Source organism: Paractinoplanes bogorensis, from assembly GCF_018829635.1.
In the GTDB taxonomy this organism is placed as follows: Bacteria; Actinomycetota; Actinomycetes; order Mycobacteriales; family Micromonosporaceae; genus Actinoplanes; species Actinoplanes bogorensis.
In genome coordinates this window covers 399,917-419,862 of sequence record NZ_JAHKKG010000007.1, presented here as the reverse complement: position 1 = coordinate 419,862, position 19,946 = coordinate 399,917, and the positions used below count along the sequence as shown (strand labels likewise).

Genomic DNA, 19,946 nt, shown 5'->3' with positions numbered 1-19,946 from the left:
GACTGTTAGCCCGGGGCATGCCCGCTGATTCGGCCCGCCGCCGGAGCATCTGAGCCCGGCCGGGGTAGCGGTTCGGTTGTTCCCGGCCGAATACCGGGCTGTTACCGGGCGGAAGCGCCGGCGGCATCGGCGCAACGGCCCATCTTTGGCCACGCTCCGTGATCGAAGAGTGTCCCTGAATCACCGGTTAGGCCGAGCTTGCCACGCGCAGTACCTTCTTCGCATGGCCACGGTGTTGCTCGTCGAGGACGATCACGTCGTGCGCGGTGCCATGCTCCGATCGCTCGCCGACCGGGGGCATGCCGTGCACGCCGTCGGCACGGCGCTCGACGCACTCCGGCGGGTCGCCGCCGAGACGCCCGACCTCGTCGTGCTCGATCTCGGCCTGCCCGACCTGGACGGCTCGGACGCGCTGCGCATGCTCCGGGGCATCACCGACGTGCCGATCATCATCGCCACCGCGCGCGACGACGAACAGACCGTCGTGCGCCTGCTGCGGGCCGGCGCCGACGACTACATGGTCAAGCCGTTCACCGGCGCCCACCTGGACGCCCGCATCGCCACCGTGCTGCGGCGCGTGGGCCGGGCCAGCCGCACGGCCCAGCCGGCCGTGCACGAGGTCGGGGAGCTGCGGGTCGACATCGGCGAGCGCAGCGCCACCCTGGCCGAGCAGCCGCTGGCGCTGACCCGCAAGGAATTCGATCTGCTGGCATACCTGGCCGCCCGCCCGGGCCGGGTCGTATCCCGACGGGAGCTGTTGGAGGAGGTATGGCGACAGCCATCGGTCGGCGAGGACCAGACGATCGACGTTCATCTGTACTGGCTGCGCCGGAAACTGGGCGAGTCCGCGGCGAAGCCTCGCTACCTGCGCACCGTGCGGGGGGTCGGATTCCGGTTGGTGGCGCCGGACTGAGGGCCCGCCTGGCCTACATCACCGCCACGACCACCGCCGTCGCCGCACTCGCCTTCCTCATCCCGCTCGGCTGGGAACTCCGCCAGGACCACCGTGAGCAGGCTCTCACCGCGGCAGCGCAACAGAGCGCCCGGGCGGCCGGCGCGATCTCGGCCGGCGCCGGCGCCAAGGGCCTGGCCGCGGCCACGGCCGGCACCCAGGGCCGGGTGAAGATCTATCCGCCCGGCGGGACGGCCGGCGGCCGCGCCGCGAGCGACGAGGTGGGACACGCCGCCGCCAGCGGGTCGACCGTGACCCAGGAGGTCGACGGCGGGCTGGTGCGGCTCGAACCGGTGACCGTCTCCGGGCGTACGTCCGTGGTCGAGGTCTTCGTGCCCGACAGCGAGCTCAACGAGGGCACCGCGACCGACTGGTGGCTGCTCTTCGGCATCGCGCTGGTGCTGGTGGCGGGCAGTGTCATCGTGGTCGACCGGCTGGCCCGCGGCGCGGTGAACTCGGCCCGCGGTCTGGTGCAGGCGGCCATGGCGGTCGGCGGCGGTGACCTCGGCGTACGCATCCAGCCGTCCGGCCCGCGCGAGCTGGCCGAGGCCGGCTATGCCTTCAACCGGATGGCCGACCGGCTGGTGACCTCGCGCACCAGCGAGCGCGAGATGGTCGCCGACCTGTCGCACCGGCTGCGCACGCCGCTGACGGCGCTGCGCCTGGACGCCGAGGCCCTCGACCCGGACGACACCCAGATCATCGAGCTGGACGCCGACGAGATCGACCGGCGCCGCGGCATCCGGCGCATCCGGCAGGCCATCGTCACCCTCGAGGGCGAGGTCAACGAGCTGATCAACACCACCCGGCAGGCGATCGGGGCCCAGGTCGCGGCCGCGCCCGAGACCGGGGTCTGCGACGCCGCCGAGGTGGTGCGGGAACGGATGATGTTCTGGTCGGCGCTGGCCGGCGACCAGAACCGCAGCTACCGGGTGGCGGGGGCAAGTGTTCGCATTCCCGTACCCGTGGCGAGGGCCGAACTGGCTGCCGCGCTCGACGCCATTCTGGGTAATGTGTTCCGCTACACCCCCCAGGGCACGGCGTTCGAGGTGGGCATCTCGCGGCGCGACGGATGGGTCGCGGTGCGTGTCGACGACGCCGGTCCCGGCATTCCAGATCCGGAGAAAGCAATGCAGCGTGGCCAGAGCAACCAGGGGTCGACCGGGCTCGGGCTCGACATCGCCCGGCGCGCGGCGCAGTCCGCGGGTGGCTCGGTCAGCCTGGACCGGGCGGCTCTGGGCGGTGCCAGCGTGGTCATGCTGCTGTCGGACGCCGAGGCGACCCCGAAACAGGCCAGCCGGTTCGGTCTCGTGGGGCGCCTGGCCCGGGAACGCGGCGGCCGGCCCGCCCGGTCCGAGTGAACCGGGCCATGTTCTTGCTTAGATCTGCATTAAAGGCGTTCCGCTCGCGCAGCCGGGCTGGCAGTGTTCCCCCCGATCCCATCCGGCTTCCCGGTTCGGCGCCCGCCCGCCCCTTCGGTTCGATCCGGCGAAGCCCCCGCGCGGTGAGAGGTGGCCACCCCATAACCACCTCCCACCGCGCACCCGCCAGGCAAGGAGAGGTCTTGACCGCGCACCGCCGACCGACGCTCCAGCGTGGTCACCGGCGGGCCGTGTCCCGGCGCCCGCACCGGTTGCTGCCGGTGGGCCTGGGTCTGGCCCTGCTCGGCATCGGCGGGGTCGTCGGCCCGAGCGTGGTCGACAACGTCGCCGGCACCGACGCGCGCAACCTCGCCCTCACCTCGCTGCCGGCCGACAAGCCCGACCAGGGGCTGATCTACGACGGGCTCAAGCCGGCCAAGGCGGGCTCGCTCTGCGCCGGGTCGTACGAGCTCGACCGGCTGACCTGCACGCACGGCCCCGACCAGGCGCCGGCCGGCCTCAAGGTGCGCGACGCCGTCACCCCGGTGACCGCCACGTCGCCCGAGCCGACGGCCCCGATCCGCGAGGCCGCGGCGGCCGCCCCGTCCGACGCCGAGATCGCCCGTGACGAGGGTGGCAGCGCGCTCACGGCCGACGCCCCGGCGCTGGTGCCCGATGTGGCGCCCGGTGACGCCGACTTCATCATGGGCGCGCACGACGTGGCCTGTGAGGGTGACGGGCGTACGGGAAAACGGGTCCAGGTTCTCTATCTGCACGAATACGGCACCCCGAGCCGATACAGCGACTTCCTCGGCTCGATCCGGCGCTGGTCGGCCGGGGTCGACCAGATCTACGACGAGAGCGCGGCCGAGACCGGCGGCTCCCGGCACATCCGGTTCGTCACCACCCCGCAGTGCCGGGTCGACGTCACCGAGGTGCAGCTGCCCACCGACGCGCTGGCCTCCTTCGCCGGCAACATCGCGGCGCTGCAGAAGCTCGGCTACAACCGCACCGACCGCAAATACCTGATGTTCGCCGACGCCAAGCGCTACTGCGGCATCGCCACCTACATCGCCGACAAGCGGCCCGGCCTGGGCAACCGCAACAACGGCGGCCCGTCCTACGGCCGGGTCGACGCGGGCTGCTGGAGCTCGGCCATGGCCGCCCACGAGCTGACCCACACGCTCGGGGCGACGCTGATCGACTCGCCCAACTCGAGCGGCGCCGGCGGCTGTCTCGACGAATACGACCTGCTGTGCGGCCCTGACCGCTCGGGCAAGCCGGTGCGCAACGTCTGCCCGCGCAAGCACGAGACGCGGCTCGACTGCGGCAAGGACGACTACTTCAACACCAACCCGAAGCCGGGCAGCTATCTCGACAAGAACTGGAACATCGCGCAGAGCGAGTTCCTGCTGCGCAGCGACGGTGGTGACGACATCCCCGACGCGATCGGGGCGCCGGCGCCCACCGCCGAGCCCGGTGCGGTCCCGTCTGCGGCCACCCCGAGCGCGAGCGTCCAGCCCGCACCGGCCGCGACCGAGCCCGGCGAGTCCGACGGCGGCGGCGACGCCCCGCCCGGGCCCGACGTCACGCCGAGCGAGTCGGCGACCGCGGGCGACCCGGGCGCCGAGCCCACCGCACCGGCCCCGACGGCGGACGGCGAGGGCGACCTGCCGCAGCTGCCGGTGGCCGCCGCCAAGACCACATCGCCGCCGCGGGTGCCCGCCAACGGCGTGCAGTCCGAGCCGGTGCAGGCGTTCCTCGAGGTGCGCGACGCGACCAGCAGCTCGGTGCGGCTCACCTGGAGCGCGGCCTCGGCCAAGGCGACCTACGAGGTCGCGGTCGACGGCAAGCCGGTGGCCACCACCAAGGCGACCCGGGCCCGCCTGATCGGGCTCAAGCCGGACAGCAGCTTCAAGGTCACCGTGACCTCGGGCACCCGCTACACCGCCCGGGCCACGGCCGAGACGGCGCCCGCGGCCCGTCCCGCGCAGAACTCCTGGTTCACGCTGACCAACGCGCTCACCGGCGGTGCCGCCGACCTCTACGCGGCCCGCTCGGCCGACGACACGCCGGTCACCCTGAGCGGCAGCGACGACGACGCCCAACAGCAGCAGTGGCAGCTCGTGCCGGGCGGCGCCAACAGCTACACACTGGTCTCGCGGGCCTCCGGCAAGTGCATCGGACCGCTGGACGGCAACGCGGTCGCGGGCACGCCGCTCGTGCAGGGCGACTGCAGCGCGGGCAACGTGGCGAAGTGGACACTGCAGGCTTCGCCGTACGGCTTCACGCTGCGCACCACCGACGGCGGTCTCGTGGCCGGCGTCGGCGACCAGCGGTACGGCGCCCACCGGACGCTCGTGCTGCAGACCAGCAACAACCAGCGCTACCAGAGTTGGACAGCGGTACCCGACTAGGCGGGAGGCAAGGCTGTGCGCGACACCCTGGATCGGCCCCGGACCGAGCCCGAGGAGGGCCCGGCCCGGTTGAACAAACGGCGGCTGGTGCGAATCATCGCGGTGCTGACGATCGGCATCGTCGTGGTCATCGCGCTGTGGCAGGACCCGCTGTACGCGCTACGTATTCGCTGATCTCGGCCAGCAGGGCGGCCTTACCCTCCACGGGGAGGAAGCTCTGCTCGACCGAGGCGCGGGCCAGCCCGGCGATCCCCTGATCGTCGAGGTCGAGCAGCCGGGCGGCCACCGCGTACTCCTGCTCGAGCGTGGTGCCGAACATCGGCGGGTCGTCCGAGCCGATGCTGACCGGCACGCCCGCCCCGACCAGCACGGCCAGCGGGTGCTCCTCGATGGCGGCGACCGCGCGGGTGCGCACGTTCGAGGTCGGGCAGACCTCGAGCGGGATCCGGTGCTCGGCCAGGTAGGCCATCAGCCCGGGATCCTGGGCGGCCGCGATGCCGTGCCCGATCCGCTCGGCGCCCAGTTCGCGTACGGCGTCCCAGATGGTCTGCGGCCCGGTGGTCTCGCCCGCGTGCGGAGCGCTGTGCAGCCCGGCCGCCCGTGCCTTGTCGAAATACGGCTTGAACTGCGGCCGCGGTACGCCGATCTCGGGACCACCCAGGCCGAAACTGATCAGGCCGTCGGGGCGTTCCTCGAGCGCGATCCGCAGCGTCTCCTCGGCCGCGGGCAGGCCGGCCTCGCCCGGGATGTCGAAGCACCAGCGCAGCTCGATGCCGAACTCGGCCGCGGCCGCGCGGCGGGCGTCCTCGATCGCCTCGCAGAACGCGGGCGCCGGGATCCCCCGCTTGACGCTCGAATACGGCGTGACCGTCAGCTCGGCGTAACGGACCTGCTGGCGGGCCAGCTCGCGGGCGACCTCGAAGGTCAGCATGCGGACGTCGGTGTCGTCGCGGATCAGGTCGACCACGGTCAGGTAGACGTCGACGAAGTGCGCGAAGTCCTTGAACTCGAAGTACTCGGCCAGCGCGGCCGGGTCGGCCGGCACCGGGGAGGCGCCCTCGTGCCGGGCGGCCAGCTCGGCCACGATCCGCGGCGAGGCCGAGCCCACGTGGTGGACGTGCAGCTCGGCCTTGGGCAGTCCGGCGATGAACGGGGTCACCATCTCGGTCCTTCTTTCAGACGGCGGTCCGGGCCACCACGAAGATGCGGCGGAACGGGAACGCGACGTGCGCGCCGGTCACCGGGTAGGCGCCGGACAGCTCCCGGGCCAGGTCGGCCCGGAAGGACTGCCAAGCATTCTCGTCCAGGGCCGCCTTGACGGGCCGCAACGCCGTGCCCTCCATCCAGCGGAGCACCGGATGGTCGTCTCCGTCGGCCGGAAGCAGGTGCAGATAGGTGGTCTCCCACGCGTCCGCCCCATTCATCAGGGCCGCGTAGTCGGCCGGGTCGCCCACCGGCGCCTCCCTCAGCACGTGCCCCACGCCGTAGCGCGTCCCCACCTCGCGCAGCAGCACGTGCGACGGGGCGCCGAAGTTGCCGGGCACCTGCATGGCGATCCAGGCGCCGGGCGGAAGCTCGCGGGCCCAGCGGGTGAGCAGCTCGCGATGCTCGGGCACCCACTGCAGGGTGGCGTTGGTGACCAGCACGTCGGTGTCGGGCCCGGGGTGCCATTCGCGGACGTCGCCGACCCGGAACGCGGCGGGGCCGCCGTGCGCGTTCGCCTTGTCGATCATCTCGGGCGACGAGTCGAGGCCGGTGAGGCGGGCGCCGGGCCAGCGCTCGGCCAGCGTCAGCGTGAGGTCGCCGGGACCGCAGCCCAGATCGGTGACGGCCCGCGGTTTCTCGGCGCCGACCCGGTTGACCAGGTCGAAGAACGGGCGCGAGCGCTCGCTGCCGAAGCGGCGGTAGACGGCCGGATCCCACATGTGCGTCCTCCCAAACCGTACGTACGTTTTGTTAGCACCCTACACCGTGCGGGTAGGGTCTTCAGCCGTGGAGAATCGTGAATTCGGCAGGATGGGCCGCTCGGTCGGCGTGGTCGGACTCGGCGCCTGGCAGCTCGGCGCCGACTGGGGTGACGTCAGCGAGTCCGACGCGCACGAGACGCTGCAGGCCGCGGTGGAGGCCGGTGTCACCTTCATCGACACCGCCGACGTCTACGGCGACGGCCGCAGCGAGCAGATCATCGGCTCGTTCATCAAGGGCCGCCCCGAGCTGACCGTGGCCACCAAGATGGGCCGCCGGATGGCACAGGAACCGGGCAACTACACCCTCGACAACTTCCGCGCCTGGACCGACCGGTCGCGGGCCAACCTGGGCGTCGACACGCTCGACCTGGTGCAGCTGCACTGCCCGCCCACCCCGGTCTTCTCGACCGGCGATGTCTACGACGCGCTCGACACGCTCGTACAGGAAAAGCGCATTTCCGCGTACGGCGTGAGCGTGGAAAAGGTCGACGAGGCGCTCGCCGCCATCGCGCGACCGGGCACCGCGAGCGTGCAGATCATCCTCAACGCGTTCCGGCTCAAGCCGCTCGAGCGGGTGCTGCCGGCCGCGGCCGAGGCCGGCGTGGGCATCATCGCCCGGGTGCCGCTGGCCAGCGGGCTGCTCTCCGGCCGCTACGACGAGCACACCACGTTCGCGGCCGACGACCACCGCAACTACAACCGGCAGGGCGAGGCGTTCGACGTCGGCGAGACCTTCTCGGGCGTCGACTTCGCGACCGGGCTCGAGGCGGTCCGGCGGCTGCGCCCGCTCGTTCCCGGGGGCTTCACGATGGCCCAGTTCGCGTTGCGCTGGGTGCTCGACCAGGCCGGCGTCACGGTCGTCATCCCGGGCGCCCGCAATCCCGGGCAGGCGCGCGGAAACGCGGCCGTGGCCGGGCTGCCTTCCCTCTCCGACGAGGCTCGAACGGCCGTTCGCGCCGTTTACGACGACCTCATTCGCCCGCAGGTGCATGACAAATGGTGAACGAACCGGCACCGACCTTGAAACAGCTCAAAGGTTGGCTTCCGATGGCCCTTGGTGTATTAGCCACGGTCGTCGGTGCTCTGTGGACACTGCAGGGCTTCGACATTCTCACCGACAGCCGGATGAGCGGGGTCATGCTCTTCTCGGTCATTGGTCCGGTCGTGGCTATCGCGGGACTGATTTTGATCATATTCGGCGAACGACTCCGGTCGCGGTCGAAGCGCGCGGAAGCTCTTTAATGACAAAACCCCCGCACCCTCGATGAGGATGCGGGGGTTTCTGCGCTAGAGCCGACCTCCGCCAGGCGATCGGCGGCCGGCCTCTCGGCCGGCGTGTGACTCAGAGCGGGCGAACCTGCTCCGCCTGCGGGCCCTTCTGGCCCTGGGCGATCTCGAACTCGACCCGCTGGTTCTCTTCCAGAGTGCGGTAGCCGCTCGTCTGGATGGCCGAGAAGTGGACGAACACGTCAGCACCCCCGCCGTCGACGGTGATGAAGCCGAAGCCCTTGTCTGCGTTGAACCACTTCACGGTTCCTTGCGCCATGCTGAACTCTCCTTCTGAAAATGCCGACCCTTGTGATACCGGGCCGATGACCGTTTTCGAGCAGCGGCGCCGTGAGGCGGCCTTTCAGAGGACGTCCCATCCCCTCGGTCGCGAGACCCGGCTGGTGACCGGCTTCCCTCGATCGGGCGGAAGCAGCGAACCACGTACGCAAAAACTGGGCACACTGTACCCGAAAAGAGGGTCCAATAGCTGCCCCCGGAGCCAATCGAATAAACGACCGCAGATACGGAAAAGGTCCCCCACTTCGCTCTCGCGAGGGTGAGGGACCTGCACTGTTAACCTAACTTCACGTAGGCCATTGACCAGTCATTTTCCGTACGCCGACGGCGCCTCCGCGATCGACGGCCGCCTTCACGAGTGCGAAGATCGCGCCTTGCAGGGCGGCCGCGGCGAGAATCTCGCCCCAGCCCCGATCCTCGTCGGTCGCGTTCGGCGCATCGTCGTCTCCGGCGGTCAGCTTCCAGACCTCCTTGAATACGAGGCCGGCGACCGCACCGGCGCCGATGCCGAGCAGCAACCCGACCGGCTTGTAGGCCAGCTTCGAAACCTTGCCGCTCACCGGCGCCTCCCTCGAAGGATGAGAATGATGCCGACCGCGGCCACCACTCCCGCGAAAACCAAGGAAATCGGAACCGGACTGTTCCGTATCTGATCCCGGGTGTTCCCATTGACCTTGATCGTTGTCTGGTCGGCGACCTCGTGGGCCTTTCCCGAGACCGCACCCGCCGCGGCGGCGGCCGCCTCACGGACGCGCTCGGTGGCCTCGACCGCCTGCGCCCGGACCCGCTGCCTGGTCTGCTCGACCTGTTCCTTGGCCCGGGCCTTGACGTCGGCCTTGGCCGCCAGCGCCTGCACGGTCTCGCCGAGCTCCGCGCGGTCGCGCTGGGTCTTCGCGCGCAGTTCCTCGATCGTCGGCTTGGGGGCCGGCGATCCGTTCTTCTCGCTCATGCCTGACTCCGCTCCCGGACCGCGTGCTTGACCTCGTCGACGTCGGCCTTGACGCTCTCGATGGCGGCCGTGGGTTCCGGGGGAACGGCCTTGGTCACCTGGTTCTTGCCGATCAGGGCGAGGATGCCGGCGATCAGGAAGATGGCGACCGTGATGATCAGGGCGGCCAGCCAGAGCGGTAGGAAGAGGTCGAAGACGATGATCAGGGTAGCAATGAGGGCACCCACGCCGTACATGGCGAACACGCCGCCACCGGCGAAGAGGCCGATGCCTATGCCGGCGTGCTTGCCCTTCTCGGCCAGTTCGGCCTTGGCCAGGGCGATCTCGTCACGGACGAGCCGGCTGACCTGCTCGCTGGCCTGCTGGACCAACTCGGCGGTGGACTGATCGGCACTTTTACCCGGGGTTCGGCCGTTCAGAACATCAGCCATGGTGTCCTCCCTTCCATGCCTCGGTGTATTCCCTGATCACCAGAGAGTCAATCCTCTTGCGAGGAACACACTAGAACCGGCTGTCACGAGCCGGAACCGGCACGGGATCGTGGAGTTCGTCCGGTCCCCCGAAGGTTGCGGCGCGCTCGTCGGCGTCGTTGCCGCCCGAGAACATCCGAGCGTCGTCCGATTCGGGGCGCGGTATCGGGCGTACGGTATCGGCCACCGACCGCGTCACGTTGGCCATGTCGGCGCGATACCGCGGCAGCGCGGTGCGCTGGTGCTCCCAGATGAAGGTCACCAGACGCTCGCGGACCAGGCAGCGCAGGTCCCACAGGGACGGTGCGTCACTCGCGCTGACCAGGGCCCGCAGCCGCACCATGCCGCCGACCGCCTCGGTCACCTGGAGCACGCAGACCCGGCCGTCCCACAGCTCGGACCCCTCGCAGGTGGCCCGCAGCTCGGCCCGCAACGGCTCGATCTCGGTCGACCAGTCGACGTCGACCTCGGCGGTGCCGAGCACGGCCGAACTCGACCGGGTCCAGTTCTGGAACGGCTTCGAGGTGAAGTACGAGGTGGGCAGCAGCAGCCGGCGATCGTCCCAGATCTGCACGGCGACGTAGGTGAGGGTGAGCTCCTCGATGCGGCCCCACTCCCCCTCGACGACCACCACGTCGTCGACCCGGACGGCGTCGCTGAACGCGAGCTGCAGGCCCGCGAAGACGTTGCCGAGGGTGCTCTGGGCGGCCAGGGCGGCGATCACACTGACGATGCCGGCCGAGGCCAGGACGCTGGCGCCCAGGGCCCGGATGCCGGGGAAGGTCATCAGCACCACGCCCAGGGTGAGCACGACGATCGCGGCCACGGTCAGGCGGCGGATCATCACGAGCTGGGTCTTGAAGCGGCGGCGGCGCAGGTTGTTCTCGACGTCGGTGCGCCAGTGCGCGAGCGCGGCGTCCTCCAGCACCAGCACGAACGCCGCGACCAGCCAGGCGAACGCGGCGATGAAACAGATGACCAGGACGTGCAGCACCGCATCGCGGCCGGGGAAGTCGTTGGTGACCACCCGCAGGGCCTGCTGTATGCCGAACAGGATCATCGTGGCCAGGAACGGTTTGTGCGCCGTACGGGCGAGATCGGCCGCCAGATCCGATTTGCGGCCGAGCCGGCCGAGCAACCGATGCAGGATGCCGACCACCAGGATCGCCAGCCCCACCGCCACGGTCACGGCGAGCAGGGCCTTCACAGTGCTGGGCACGGAACTTCTCCTTCGCAGGAAAAAGGTGCGGGTACCAGCGACCTAGCTTGCCCAGGTCACCGGTACCCGCAACTTTCCCGCACGAAGATCAGAGGTTGCTCACACTTTCCGGTACTTGGCCTGTGCGATGCAGTAGACACCGAAGGCCGCGATCCCGAGCGCGATCAACGCGAGCAGCCACACGCCCCACGAGTTACCGGCCAGGGTCTTGAGCGCCCCGTCGAGGCCGCGGGCCTTCTCCGGGTCGTAGGTCACGGCGGCCGAGACGACCAGCACACCGGCGATGGTGTACGCGGTGCCCTTGGCCATGTAGCCGCCCTGGCCCAGCCGCAGGATCGTCTGGCGGGCCTTGGCCGGCATCTCGGAGGTCTTGAGGTGCTTGGCGAACTTGCGCTTGAAGCCGTAGATCAGCATGCCGATGCCGACGCCGATCACCACGATGCCGACGAAGCCGATCAGCCAGCGGCCACCGGTGTTGTCCATGATGGTCGAGGTCTTGCTCTGCGAGTTGTCACCCATCGAGGCGTTCGACCCCTGGAGCACCTTGATCGCGGTGAAGGCCAGGTAGAGGTAGAGGATCGCCCGGAAGCCGGACATCACCCGCTCGGCGATGGCGGTCTTGTCCTGCTCGCCGCTCTCGCCGATCGCGGCCTCGAAGGCCTGCCAGATGGCCATGCCGATCATGCCGATGACGATCAGGACGAGGAGCGTCTTGCCGACGCCGTTGCTCGCCAGCTGCTGGAACGCGCCGGACTGGTCGCTCTCCTGGGAGGAGCCCTGGAAGGCGACCTGGAACGCGATCCAGGCGAAGATGAGGTGGACGATGCCGTATCCGATGAAGCCGCCCCGTGCCACATACTCGAGCGGCTTGCTGTCGGCGGCCCGTGACGCGGTGCTCTTGACGTTCTGGGCGGCTGAAGTCATGCCCGTCAAAATCACCAGTCCCGGGTTTTTCCAAACCCGGGACCGTGTCGTCTTTATGTGCTAGTTACGCTTCCTGTCTCAGTCACGCTTCCTGTCTCAGTCACGCTTCCTGTCTCAGTCACGCTTCCTGTCTCAGTTGCGCGAGACCTGGATGCCGATCTGGTCGCTGGTCACGCTGTCGAGGGACACCTGCAGCCCGGCGACCTCGACGGCCTGCTGGCCCTTGGTCAGGCTGATCTGCTCACCGGCCACGTCGAGGGTGACGGTGTTGGCGTCGGCGCTGATGAACTTCGCCTCCACCCCCAGGAAACTCGCGCTCGCGTTCGTTTCCCGGTCGATCGAGACGGTGCACTGGTCGAGGCCGCAGCTGACGTTGTCACTGCTGCAGCCGGCGAGGAGCGCAAGGCCGAGGGCGGCCGAGCTGACGATGGCGGCGATACGGGGGGTGGGTTTCAACACCCTTCCAGCGTACGGGCTCCGCGCGACCCTAAGCTGGGCCGATGAGCGACGTCGATGTGCGCGACAACCCTTCGGAGCACCGGTTCGAGCTGACGGTCGACGGCGAACTGGCCGGCATGGCGGTCTACCGCGTCCGCGACGGCCTGACCGTCGTCACCCACAGCGAAATCGACCGCCGGTTCCGGGGCCAGGGCCTCGGCAACGTGCTGGCCTCGCGCACCCTCGATCAGCTCCGCGCCCAGGGCGCCCGCGTCTACCCGGCGTGCCCGTTCTTCGCCAAATACGTCGCCGAGCACCACGAATACGACGACATCATCGAAGACTGAGTTATCCACAATCCCGCTCCATCCACAGCGCGGGCCGCGGCCGGCCCCCAAGATCGCGCCGCGCTGTCACACTTCGTGGCGTGGTGGAGGCCCCCCGGAGGAGGGCGGGTCTGCGTCTGTTGACTACCTAGGCGGCTAAGGGCTGCGGCGTCGGGGCGGGCACCCGGGTGCCGGCGATCAGCTCGGCTGCGGCCAGGCCACACGCCCGGGTCGCGCCGAACGTGGCGATGTGCACGGCGCCGAGCACCGTTTCGGGCAGGCCCATCTCGACGACGATCGCGTCCGGGCGCTGGGCCAGAACCGCGGTCAGCGCGTTGGCCTGCCACTCGTGGCGGTGCACGTCGCGCACCACCAGCACCAGCGGGCGCCCGGCCGAGCCGGCCAGCACGGCAGCGGCGGGATCGTGGCCCAGGTCCTCCTCGGTCAGCCGCACTGCCGTCGTGCCGGGCAGCAAGGTGTCGAGCGGCGCTCCCACGCCCCACGGAGTCTCGGCGCCGATGGCGATGTTGCGCGGCGGCGCGAACTCGACGACGTGCGGCGGCTCGGAGACCGGCAGCGGGGTGGCCTCGGGGGCCGCGGTCACGCGGACAGCGCGCCGGGCCGCGTCGAAGCCGACGCCGCTGCTCGGGCTCAGCACAGCCACCTCGGAGGCGGCGTCGGCAATGGCCCGGGAGCCGGTCGCGCTCTGGGTTGCGGTGGTCCACTCGCCGAGGCGGCGGACCCGGCCTGCGGCCTCGCGCAGCCGCTGCTCGGATAGCTCACCGCTGCGGACGGCGTCGACGATGGCGTCGCGCAGCAGGATCGCGGTCTGCTCGTCGGCGTGGTCGCCTCCGACACAGATCGCGTCGACCCCGGCGGCCAGGGCCCGTACGGTGGCTCCGGCCAGACCGTAGCGACGGCGCACGGCCTGCATCTCGATGCCGTCGGTGACGATCAGCCCGTCGAAGCCGAATTCCTCGCGCAGCAGGCCAGTCATGATCTTGTGGCTGAGGGTGGCCGGCAGCTCGGTGTCGTAGGCCGGGACGAGCAGGTGCCCGGTCATGACGACCTGGACGCCGGCCTCGATCGCGGCCCGAAAGGGCACGAGCTCGCATTCGTCCAACTGGGCCCGGTCGCGGGCGATGAGCGGGACGTCGTGGTGGGAGTCGACGCTGGTGTCGCCGTGGCCGGGGAAATGCTTGGCGCAGGCGGCGACCCCGGCCGTCTGGAGACCGCGGATGAACGCCGCCGAATGCCGCGCGACCAGGTGCGGTTCGGCGCCGAAAGCCCGTACGCCGATAACGGGGTTGGCGGCATTGCTGTTGACGTCGGCGTCGGGCGCGTAGTCGAGGGTGATGCCGGCGTTGGCGAGCTCGGCGCCGAGATCGCGGGCGACCTCCTCGGTCAGCCGCACGTCGTCGATCGCCCCGAGGGCCAGGTTGCCCGGACGGGAGCTGCCATGGCGGGACTCGAAGCGGGTGACGTCGCCGGCTTCCTCGTCGATCGCGACCAGCACGTCCGGGCGCTCGGCCCGCAGCTGCGCGGTCAGCGCCGCCACCTGGGCGGGCGACTCGACGTTGCGCGCGAACAGGGCGACGCCACCGAGGCCGTCGCCGAGCCACCGCCGGATCCAGTCGGGCGCGGTGGTGCCGACGAATCCCGGCTGTAACACCGTCGCGGCGAGTTCCGGCAATTCGGTGTTCGGCATGGGCCCCCGTACCTCCGAAGAACGTGCGGCGCGCGGATGGGAGCGCGCCCTGGCCGACCTATGGTCACACCCACCCCCTATTTAGTCAACAAACCTTTCTATTAGACGTGGCAAAAGCTGTGGACAACGAGCATGATCGATTTGACGCGGGGGTATCTTGCTTCCTTCTCCCCAGGGCGGGTGGGGGCTGGGGATGGCTGCTCACGCGCGACTCCGCTCGATACGATGCGCCGGTGACCCCCACGGTGTTTGCGGCAGAGAACGTCGACTGGTCCGAGGTGCACGCCGTCCGGCTGCTCGGTGTGGCGCTCGCGGTTCTGTTCCTGATCTGGGCGATCCGCCGCATGTTCGGGGGCAAGAAATAGGGGCATCCGGGGCGATATGCGCATCGGATACTTCCTCTCGTGCGAGGAATACGGCCCGGCTGAGCTGCTCGAACAGGCCCGCGGGGCGGAACGTGCCGGGCGCGGAAACGATCCGGCCGACCACCTCGAGATGATCGACAAGTATCGGCACGCGGGCTTCGACGAGGTCTACGTGGCCAACACCGGGCCGCACTACCAGGGGGTGTTCGACCTGTACGCGGACCACGTCCTACCCAAGCTCAAGTAGGCGTTTGCCCGTCATGTCCGTGGGGCACAATGGCCGCTCGATGAAGCTTCCCGTGTACGGACCACGCCTGCGCAAGGTCGCCCGGCGTCACTTCGGCTGGCCGTCGCTGCGGCCCGGCCAGTTCAAGCCCATGCGGGCCGTGCTGCGGCGCCGCGACGCCCTCGTCGTGCTGCCGACCGGGGCCGGCAAGTCGGCGATCTATCAGATCCCGGCCGTGCTGCTGCCCGGGCCGACGGTGGTCATCTCGCCGCTGCTGGCCTTGCAGCAGGACCAGATCGCCGCCCTCAACGAGCGGGGCGATCCCAAGATCCGCGCGGTCCGGGTGAGTTCGGCCGAGACGCCGGCGCAGCAGCGCGAGGCGATCCGGGAGATCCGCGAGGGCCGGGCCGAGTTCCTGTTCATCACGCCCGAGCAGCTCAGCGACCCGGAACGGCTGGCCGAGGTCAAGGCGCTCAAGCCCGGCCTGGTCGCGGTCGACGAGGCGCACTGCATCTCGGCCTGGGGGCACGACTTCCGGCCCGAGTTCCTGGCCCTGGGTGAAATGATCAAGGGGCTGGGCCGGCCACCGGTGCTGGCCCTGACCGCCACCGCCTCGCCGCCCGTGCGCGACGACATCATCGAACGGCTGCAACTCCGCAAGCCCGAGATCCACGTGTCCGGACTGGACCGCCGCAACCTGTTTCTCGAGGTCGCCTACTGCCCCGACGAGGGCTACCGGTGGCGGAAGCTGACCGCCCTGATCGACTCGGCGTCACGGCCCGGCATCATCTATGTCGCCACCCGGCGCGCGGCTGAGGAACTGGCCGAGCGGCTCACCGAGGCCGGCTACCCGGCCGAGTTCTATCACGGCGGCATGGCCGCCCGGGAACGCGAACAGAAGCACGAGGACTTCACCGCCGACAAGGTCGACATCATGGTGGCCACGTCGGCGTTCGGGATGGGCATCGACAAGGCGAACATCCGCTGGGTCGCGCACGTGGCCCTGCCCGACTCCCCCGACAGCTACTTCCAGGAGATCGGGCGCTCAGGTCGCGACAACGAACAGGCCCGGGCCCTGCTGCTGTGGCGGGCCGAGGACGAGGCGATCCAGCGCTTCTTCAACGGTGGCGCTCCGGATGAGGTCGAGCTGCGCGAGCTGGCTGCGGCCGTACGCTCGGGGCCGGTGACCAAGACCGCCCTCAAGGAGAAGACCGGCCTCGGACCGCGCAAGCTGGGGTCGTATCTCGGTCTGCTGGAACAGGTCGGCGCGGTGACCAGCGGCCAGGGCAACAAGCTGACGGTGCCGGTGTTCGCCCCGCTGCCGGCCGCCGCCGCCACCGCCGCGGTCAAGGAGCACGAGCGTCAGCAGATCGTTTCCCGCTCCCGTACGGACATGATGCGCGGTTTCGCCGAGACGCGCGCCTGTCGCACACAGACCCTGCTGGCCTACTTCGGCGAAGACCTGCCCAAGCCGTGCGGTCACTGCGACAACTGCACCGACGGCAGCGCCGAGATCATCGAGACGGCATCGGGCGACGAGCCGTTCCCGGTCCACACCAAGGTCCGCCACGGCGAGTGGGGTCCCGGCACGGTGATGGGTTACGAGGAAGACCGCATGACCGTCCTGTTCGACGAGGTCGGCTACAAGACCCTCTCCGTCCCGGTCGTCCTCGAGAACAAGCTACTTGTGGCTCAATAAGTGCGAGCGGAAATCAGATATCAGTCCAAACGGTTGCAATCAGTGCGACTTGTCACTCCAGAACGTGACGAAAGATTGGGCGCTCCGGGCGAGGCGGTTCGTGAGGGCCGCCGCGCGCAGAGGCAGGCCGTGGGTCTCACGTCGCCTCGGGTCCGTGACCGGCTGGCGAACCTGCGCCGCGACGGTCACCGTTTCGCCGGCAACCCCGAGGTCGACACGTTTCTGGCCGGCTTGCCGCGACCCGCTGCTCGGGCCGCGTGAACGATGAGTGCGAACAACGGACGGTTCACCGAACAAGCCATGCACGACGTCATGCGTCGGATGGCCGTTGGCCTGAACGTCGATGCGAGCGATGCGCACCTGCTTCATATGGCCAACAACGCCACGTTCGTGCTTCCCTCCGCCGGCCTGGTCATCCGGATCATCCGCAGCCGCACCTTGCTCGATCGAGTTCACAAGGTCGTTGAGCTCGGCGGTTACTTCGGGCAGGTCGGTGCGCCGACGATCCGCTTGGCCGAGGAGATCATCCAGCCGGTCGCCGACGGTGACGCGCTTGCCTCGGTCTGGCAATGGGTGCCTCCGACCGACCCGACGCCGGACGCACGCGACCTCGGAGTCGCCCTACGCCAGTTTCACGCTCTTGGCCTTCCGCCGTTTTCCCTGCTGGTCTGGGATCCGATCGGCGATGCCCATCGACGGATCAGCGACGCCGAAGCCCTCGACGAATCCGATCGCGACTACCTGCTCGCATGGTGCGATCGGCTACAACCGCAGCTTGAAGCCTTCGCCGCCGGGCAACCAGCTGGTCTGGTCCACGGCGACGCCCACCAGGGAAACCTGCTGCGCGAGCAAGACGGACGGATCCTGCTGTGCGACTTCGACGCCACCTGTGCCGGCCCATGGCAGGTCGACCTGGTCCCTGCACCCGCGAACGAGGCGCGGTTCGGTCCGAGTGGAGCCCACAAGCAGCTGGCGTCGGCGTACGGGTACGACATCACGACCGATCCTGCCTGGCCGCTGCTGCAGGAAGCCCGTGAGCTGAAGATGGTCGTCGGTGGGGTGCCGATGCTGGTCTCTTCGCCCGGGGCGGCCGCCGAGTTCCGGCTGCGACTCGATTCGATCCGGGACAAGGACTACAGCGTCCGCTGGACGGCTTTTTCCGACCTGGCCGGCGGTTAGAGCTCCGAAGGCACCTGTTCGGCAATCCGCCGTGCCACTCCCGATCGTCGCAGCTCAACGATGTTGCCCGGGGTAACTGGCACGGTTTCGCGACGGTTTCCGCACCTCCCCCACGGTCCGAACTTCGGCGAACGTAGAGGTCAGACGGCGCAGTACCTCGATGCCGTCGCCCCGGTAGGCCCGACAGCCCGCCCCGTCAGCAGGTGCCGAACCAGGTGTACCCGCCGTCGCGGTCGCCGACGTAAGTCGTTCTGGTGTCCGTCTCGTTGCCGATCTTCTGCCACGTCACGGTGAATACCTTGACGTTCTCGACCTGCCCGTTGCCCACGTTGAAGCCCTGCTCCTCCGGCCCGTCGACCTCGGCGACCTCGTAGTTGGAGTCGATGTTCGCGCCGCGGTGTGCCGCGAAGTAGGCGGTGCACTGCGCGGCGGTCGAGTACTTCAGGACGGTCGGGTCCAGCCGCTCGATCAGCAACTGGTCGTTGCCGGAGGCGTCGGCGGCGTCGAGCTCCTCGTAGAACTGCTTCATGTGGTTCTTGTCGGTTGGCAGCGAGCCGAGGATCCAAGTGCGTACCCCGGCTATTACCAGCAGGACGAACACGCCCAGGCCGATGAAGCCGAGAAGGATGAAGAAACCGCCACCAGCTGCCGGGCCGGTCGGCTTGTCTGCTGCCGAGTCCACCATCCGTTCATGGTCATCTTGCCGCTGCGGCGGCCGTATCATCCGTTCGGATGCCCTCCGGCAAGCGACTGTGCTGTATGCCCAAGGACCAGCGCGGTCGGTGCCGGTGGTAAAGGGAATGAGCTGCCGGCCAAGCTCGTCTAGGGTCCGAGGGATGCTGCTCCCTCGTTCGTCGCCGCGGGGTGCGGGTGTGTCGTCGCGGGCTGTTGGTGCGTTGCTGGATCGGCTCGCGGAGCGGTCGCTCGAGTGTCACTCGCTCATGGTTGTCCGGCGTGGCCGGGTCGTGGCCGAGGGCTGGTGGGCGCCCTACACGGCGGAGCGGCCGCATCTGCTCTACTCGCTGACCAAGTCGTTCACGTCGGTTGCGGTCGGGCTGGCCGTCGGCGACGGGCTGCTTTCGGTGGACGACCTTGTGGTTGATGTGCTGGCTGACCACGTACCGGAAAATGTGTCGGCTCAAGGGCGCCGGATCACCGTGCATCATCTGCTGTCGATGACCAGCGGCCACGCCGAGGACAGTCTGGGCCAGGCCTGGCGCCTCGAACCGCACGACCTGGTGAAGGGGTTTCTGCGGGTGCCGTTCGCCGATCGTGAGGGCACCCGGCACATGTACGACAACGCGACCACCTTTCTGCTGGCCCGGATCGTCGAGCGGGTGACCGGGCGCGGCCTGCCCGAGTTTCTGGACGAGCGGCTGTTCCGGCCGTTGGGCATCAAGCACGCCGAGTGGGATCGCGTGGCCAGTGGCGCCGCGTTCGGATTCCACGGGCTGCATCTCACGACCGAGGCCGTTGCGGCGTTCGGCGAGTTGCTGCGAGAAGAAGGGCGAGACCTCATCCCGTACGAGTGGATAAGGCTCGCGACCCGGCGGCACGTCGAGACCCGGCCCGCGATCGTCGGCGGTGGTGGCGCCGATTGGCTGTGCGGGTACGGCTACCAGTTCTGGATGTCGCGGCACGGCTACTTCGGCGAGGGCAACCTGGGGCAGATGTGCCTGGTCGTCCCCGAGCACGAGCTGGTGATCGCGATGACCGCCGGCACGCCGGACAACCACGCGATCGTCGACGCGCTGTGGGAGTGCCTGCTGCCCGGTCTCGACCAGCCGGACAGCGCCGAGGACGACGAGTTCCTGACCGAGAGGATGCGCGGGCTTTCGCTGCCGTACGTACCGGGCACGGCCGGCCCGGATCGCGCGCTCAGATCGGTCGAACCCGACGCCGGTGGCTGGCTCATCCGGCTCGATCCCGGGCTCAGCATCGCGGCCGGCTACCGCGAATGGCGGGAGAGTGCCCCGCTGGGCCGCCCGGTCGTCGCGTCCGCGGCCTGGCAGGGCGACACATTCGTTGCTGACCTGTACGTCATCACGACCCCGCACCGCGTACGGCTGACCATCGAAGGTGACACGACGACCATGACCTGGAACTACGAACCACTGACCACCACCGACCTGACGTTGCACCTGACGTCCCCGCTGATGACCCGACCGGATGTGTCCTGA

23 protein-coding genes are annotated in these 19,946 nt (G+C 69.5%); 12 read left to right on the top strand and 11 right to left on the bottom strand.

Features of this window, described 5'->3' with window-relative positions:
• Positions 1-223 precede the first annotated feature (223 nt).
• From KOI35_RS24405 to KOI35_RS24390, 4 genes are all read left to right on the top strand, one after another.
• Complete coding sequence (locus tag KOI35_RS24405; RefSeq protein ID WP_133875544.1) at positions 224-913, top strand: response regulator transcription factor; 690 nt, start codon at positions 224-226, stop codon at positions 911-913.
• A 17-nt stretch (positions 914-930) separates the two neighbouring features.
• On the top strand, positions 931-2,313 hold the full coding sequence (locus KOI35_RS24400; RefSeq protein WP_215790855.1) for a HAMP domain-containing sensor histidine kinase: 1,383 nt from the start codon (positions 931-933) through the stop codon (positions 2,311-2,313).
• Between the two features lie 203 nt (positions 2,314-2,516).
• Complete coding sequence (locus KOI35_RS24395) at positions 2,517-4,730, top strand: RICIN domain-containing protein (RefSeq protein ID WP_246613649.1); 2,214 nt, start codon at positions 2,517-2,519, stop codon at positions 4,728-4,730.
• 15 nt (positions 4,731-4,745) lie between these two features.
• Complete coding sequence (locus tag KOI35_RS24390) at positions 4,746-4,904, top strand: hypothetical protein (RefSeq protein ID WP_215790373.1); 159 nt, start codon at positions 4,746-4,748, stop codon at positions 4,902-4,904.
• Here the strand turns inward: KOI35_RS24390 and KOI35_RS24385 are convergent.
• Positions 4,858-5,892, bottom strand: coding sequence for an adenosine deaminase (locus tag KOI35_RS24385; RefSeq protein WP_215790372.1), 1,035 nt, complete (start codon positions 5,890-5,892; stop codon positions 4,858-4,860). The two genes, KOI35_RS24390 and KOI35_RS24385, sit on opposite strands and share 47 nt — an antisense overlap.
• 13 nt (positions 5,893-5,905) lie before the next feature.
• On the bottom strand, positions 5,906-6,655 hold the full coding sequence (locus tag KOI35_RS24380; protein WP_215790370.1) for a methyltransferase domain-containing protein: 750 nt from the start codon (positions 6,653-6,655) through the stop codon (positions 5,906-5,908).
• Between the two features lie 67 nt (positions 6,656-6,722).
• Here KOI35_RS24380 and KOI35_RS24375 point away from each other — a divergent pair, with 67 nt between their 5' ends.
• Together KOI35_RS24375 and KOI35_RS24370 are read left to right on the top strand one after the other, a co-directional pair.
• On the top strand, positions 6,723-7,700 hold the full coding sequence (locus KOI35_RS24375; protein WP_215790369.1) for an aldo/keto reductase: 978 nt from the start codon (positions 6,723-6,725) through the stop codon (positions 7,698-7,700).
• Positions 7,694-7,939 (top strand): hypothetical protein, encoded by a 246-nt coding sequence (locus KOI35_RS24370; RefSeq protein ID WP_215790367.1) that lies wholly within the window; start codon positions 7,694-7,696, stop codon positions 7,937-7,939. Before KOI35_RS24375 ends, KOI35_RS24370 begins: the two co-directional genes overlap by 7 nt.
• 100 nt (positions 7,940-8,039) lie before the next feature.
• Here KOI35_RS24370 and KOI35_RS24365 read toward each other — a convergent pair whose 3' ends face one another.
• The 7 genes from KOI35_RS24365 to KOI35_RS24335 form a co-directional block, all read right to left on the bottom strand.
• On the bottom strand, positions 8,040-8,243 hold the full coding sequence (locus KOI35_RS24365; RefSeq protein WP_011905669.1) for a cold-shock protein: 204 nt from the start codon (positions 8,241-8,243) through the stop codon (positions 8,040-8,042).
• A gap of 307 nt (positions 8,244-8,550) precedes the next feature.
• The gene (locus tag KOI35_RS24360) at positions 8,551-8,823 is read right to left on the bottom strand and encodes a DUF4235 domain-containing protein (RefSeq protein WP_215790366.1); all 273 of its coding nucleotides are present in this window, start codon (positions 8,821-8,823) and stop codon (positions 8,551-8,553) included.
• Positions 8,820-9,212 carry a DUF3618 domain-containing protein gene (locus tag KOI35_RS24355; protein ID WP_215790364.1) on the bottom strand — a complete coding sequence of 131 codons (393 nt, stop codon included), beginning with the start codon at positions 9,210-9,212 and terminating at the stop codon, positions 8,820-8,822. The genes KOI35_RS24360 and KOI35_RS24355 overlap by 4 nt, the downstream gene beginning before the upstream one ends.
• Entirely contained in the window at positions 9,209-9,643 is a 435-nt protein-coding gene (locus KOI35_RS24350) for a phage holin family protein (RefSeq protein WP_215790362.1), read from the bottom strand. Before KOI35_RS24350 ends, KOI35_RS24355 begins: the two co-directional genes overlap by 4 nt.
• Before the next feature lie 70 nt (positions 9,644-9,713).
• On the bottom strand, positions 9,714-10,901 hold the full coding sequence (locus KOI35_RS24345) for a mechanosensitive ion channel family protein (RefSeq protein ID WP_215790360.1): 1,188 nt from the start codon (positions 10,899-10,901) through the stop codon (positions 9,714-9,716).
• Positions 10,902-11,000: 99 nt separating this feature from the next.
• Positions 11,001-11,825, bottom strand: coding sequence for a DUF1206 domain-containing protein (locus tag KOI35_RS24340; protein WP_215790358.1), 825 nt, complete (start codon positions 11,823-11,825; stop codon positions 11,001-11,003).
• Positions 11,826-11,957: 132 nt separating this feature from the next.
• Entirely contained in the window at positions 11,958-12,284 is a 327-nt protein-coding gene (locus KOI35_RS24335; protein ID WP_215790355.1) for a hypothetical protein, read from the bottom strand.
• Between the two features lie 41 nt (positions 12,285-12,325).
• On the opposite strand from KOI35_RS24335, the gene KOI35_RS24330 reads away from it, so the two are divergent.
• A complete protein-coding gene (locus KOI35_RS24330; protein ID WP_215790353.1) occupies positions 12,326-12,610 on the top strand; it encodes a GNAT family N-acetyltransferase in 285 nt (94 codons plus the stop codon).
• Between the two features lie 127 nt (positions 12,611-12,737).
• On the opposite strand, the gene KOI35_RS24325 is transcribed toward KOI35_RS24330, so the two are convergent.
• Positions 12,738-14,297 (bottom strand): glycoside hydrolase family 3 protein, encoded by a 1,560-nt coding sequence (locus tag KOI35_RS24325; RefSeq protein WP_215790351.1) that lies wholly within the window; start codon positions 14,295-14,297, stop codon positions 12,738-12,740.
• Between the two features lie 233 nt (positions 14,298-14,530).
• Here KOI35_RS24325 and KOI35_RS48445 point away from each other — a divergent pair, with 233 nt between their 5' ends.
• From KOI35_RS48445 to KOI35_RS24310, 4 genes are all read left to right on the top strand, one after another.
• Complete coding sequence (locus KOI35_RS48445) at positions 14,531-14,662, top strand: hypothetical protein (protein WP_281420199.1); 132 nt, start codon at positions 14,531-14,533, stop codon at positions 14,660-14,662.
• Between the two features lie 16 nt (positions 14,663-14,678).
• Entirely contained in the window at positions 14,679-14,909 is a 231-nt protein-coding gene (locus KOI35_RS47575; protein ID WP_246613648.1) for a hypothetical protein, read from the top strand.
• A gap of 40 nt (positions 14,910-14,949) precedes the next feature.
• Positions 14,950-16,587, top strand: coding sequence for a RecQ family ATP-dependent DNA helicase (locus tag KOI35_RS24315; protein WP_215790349.1), 1,638 nt, complete (start codon positions 14,950-14,952; stop codon positions 16,585-16,587).
• Positions 16,588-16,851: 264 nt separating this feature from the next.
• The gene (locus KOI35_RS24310; protein WP_246613647.1) at positions 16,852-17,766 is read left to right on the top strand and encodes a phosphotransferase; all 915 of its coding nucleotides are present in this window, start codon (positions 16,852-16,854) and stop codon (positions 17,764-17,766) included.
• 196 nt (positions 17,767-17,962) lie between these two features.
• On the opposite strand, the gene KOI35_RS24305 is transcribed toward KOI35_RS24310, so the two are convergent.
• On the bottom strand, positions 17,963-18,451 hold the full coding sequence (locus KOI35_RS24305) for a hypothetical protein (protein ID WP_215790347.1): 489 nt from the start codon (positions 18,449-18,451) through the stop codon (positions 17,963-17,965).
• Between the two features lie 151 nt (positions 18,452-18,602).
• Between KOI35_RS24305 and KOI35_RS24300 the strand changes: the two genes are divergently transcribed.
• Positions 18,603-19,946, top strand: coding sequence for a serine hydrolase domain-containing protein (locus KOI35_RS24300; RefSeq protein ID WP_246613646.1), 1,344 nt, complete (start codon positions 18,603-18,605; stop codon positions 19,944-19,946).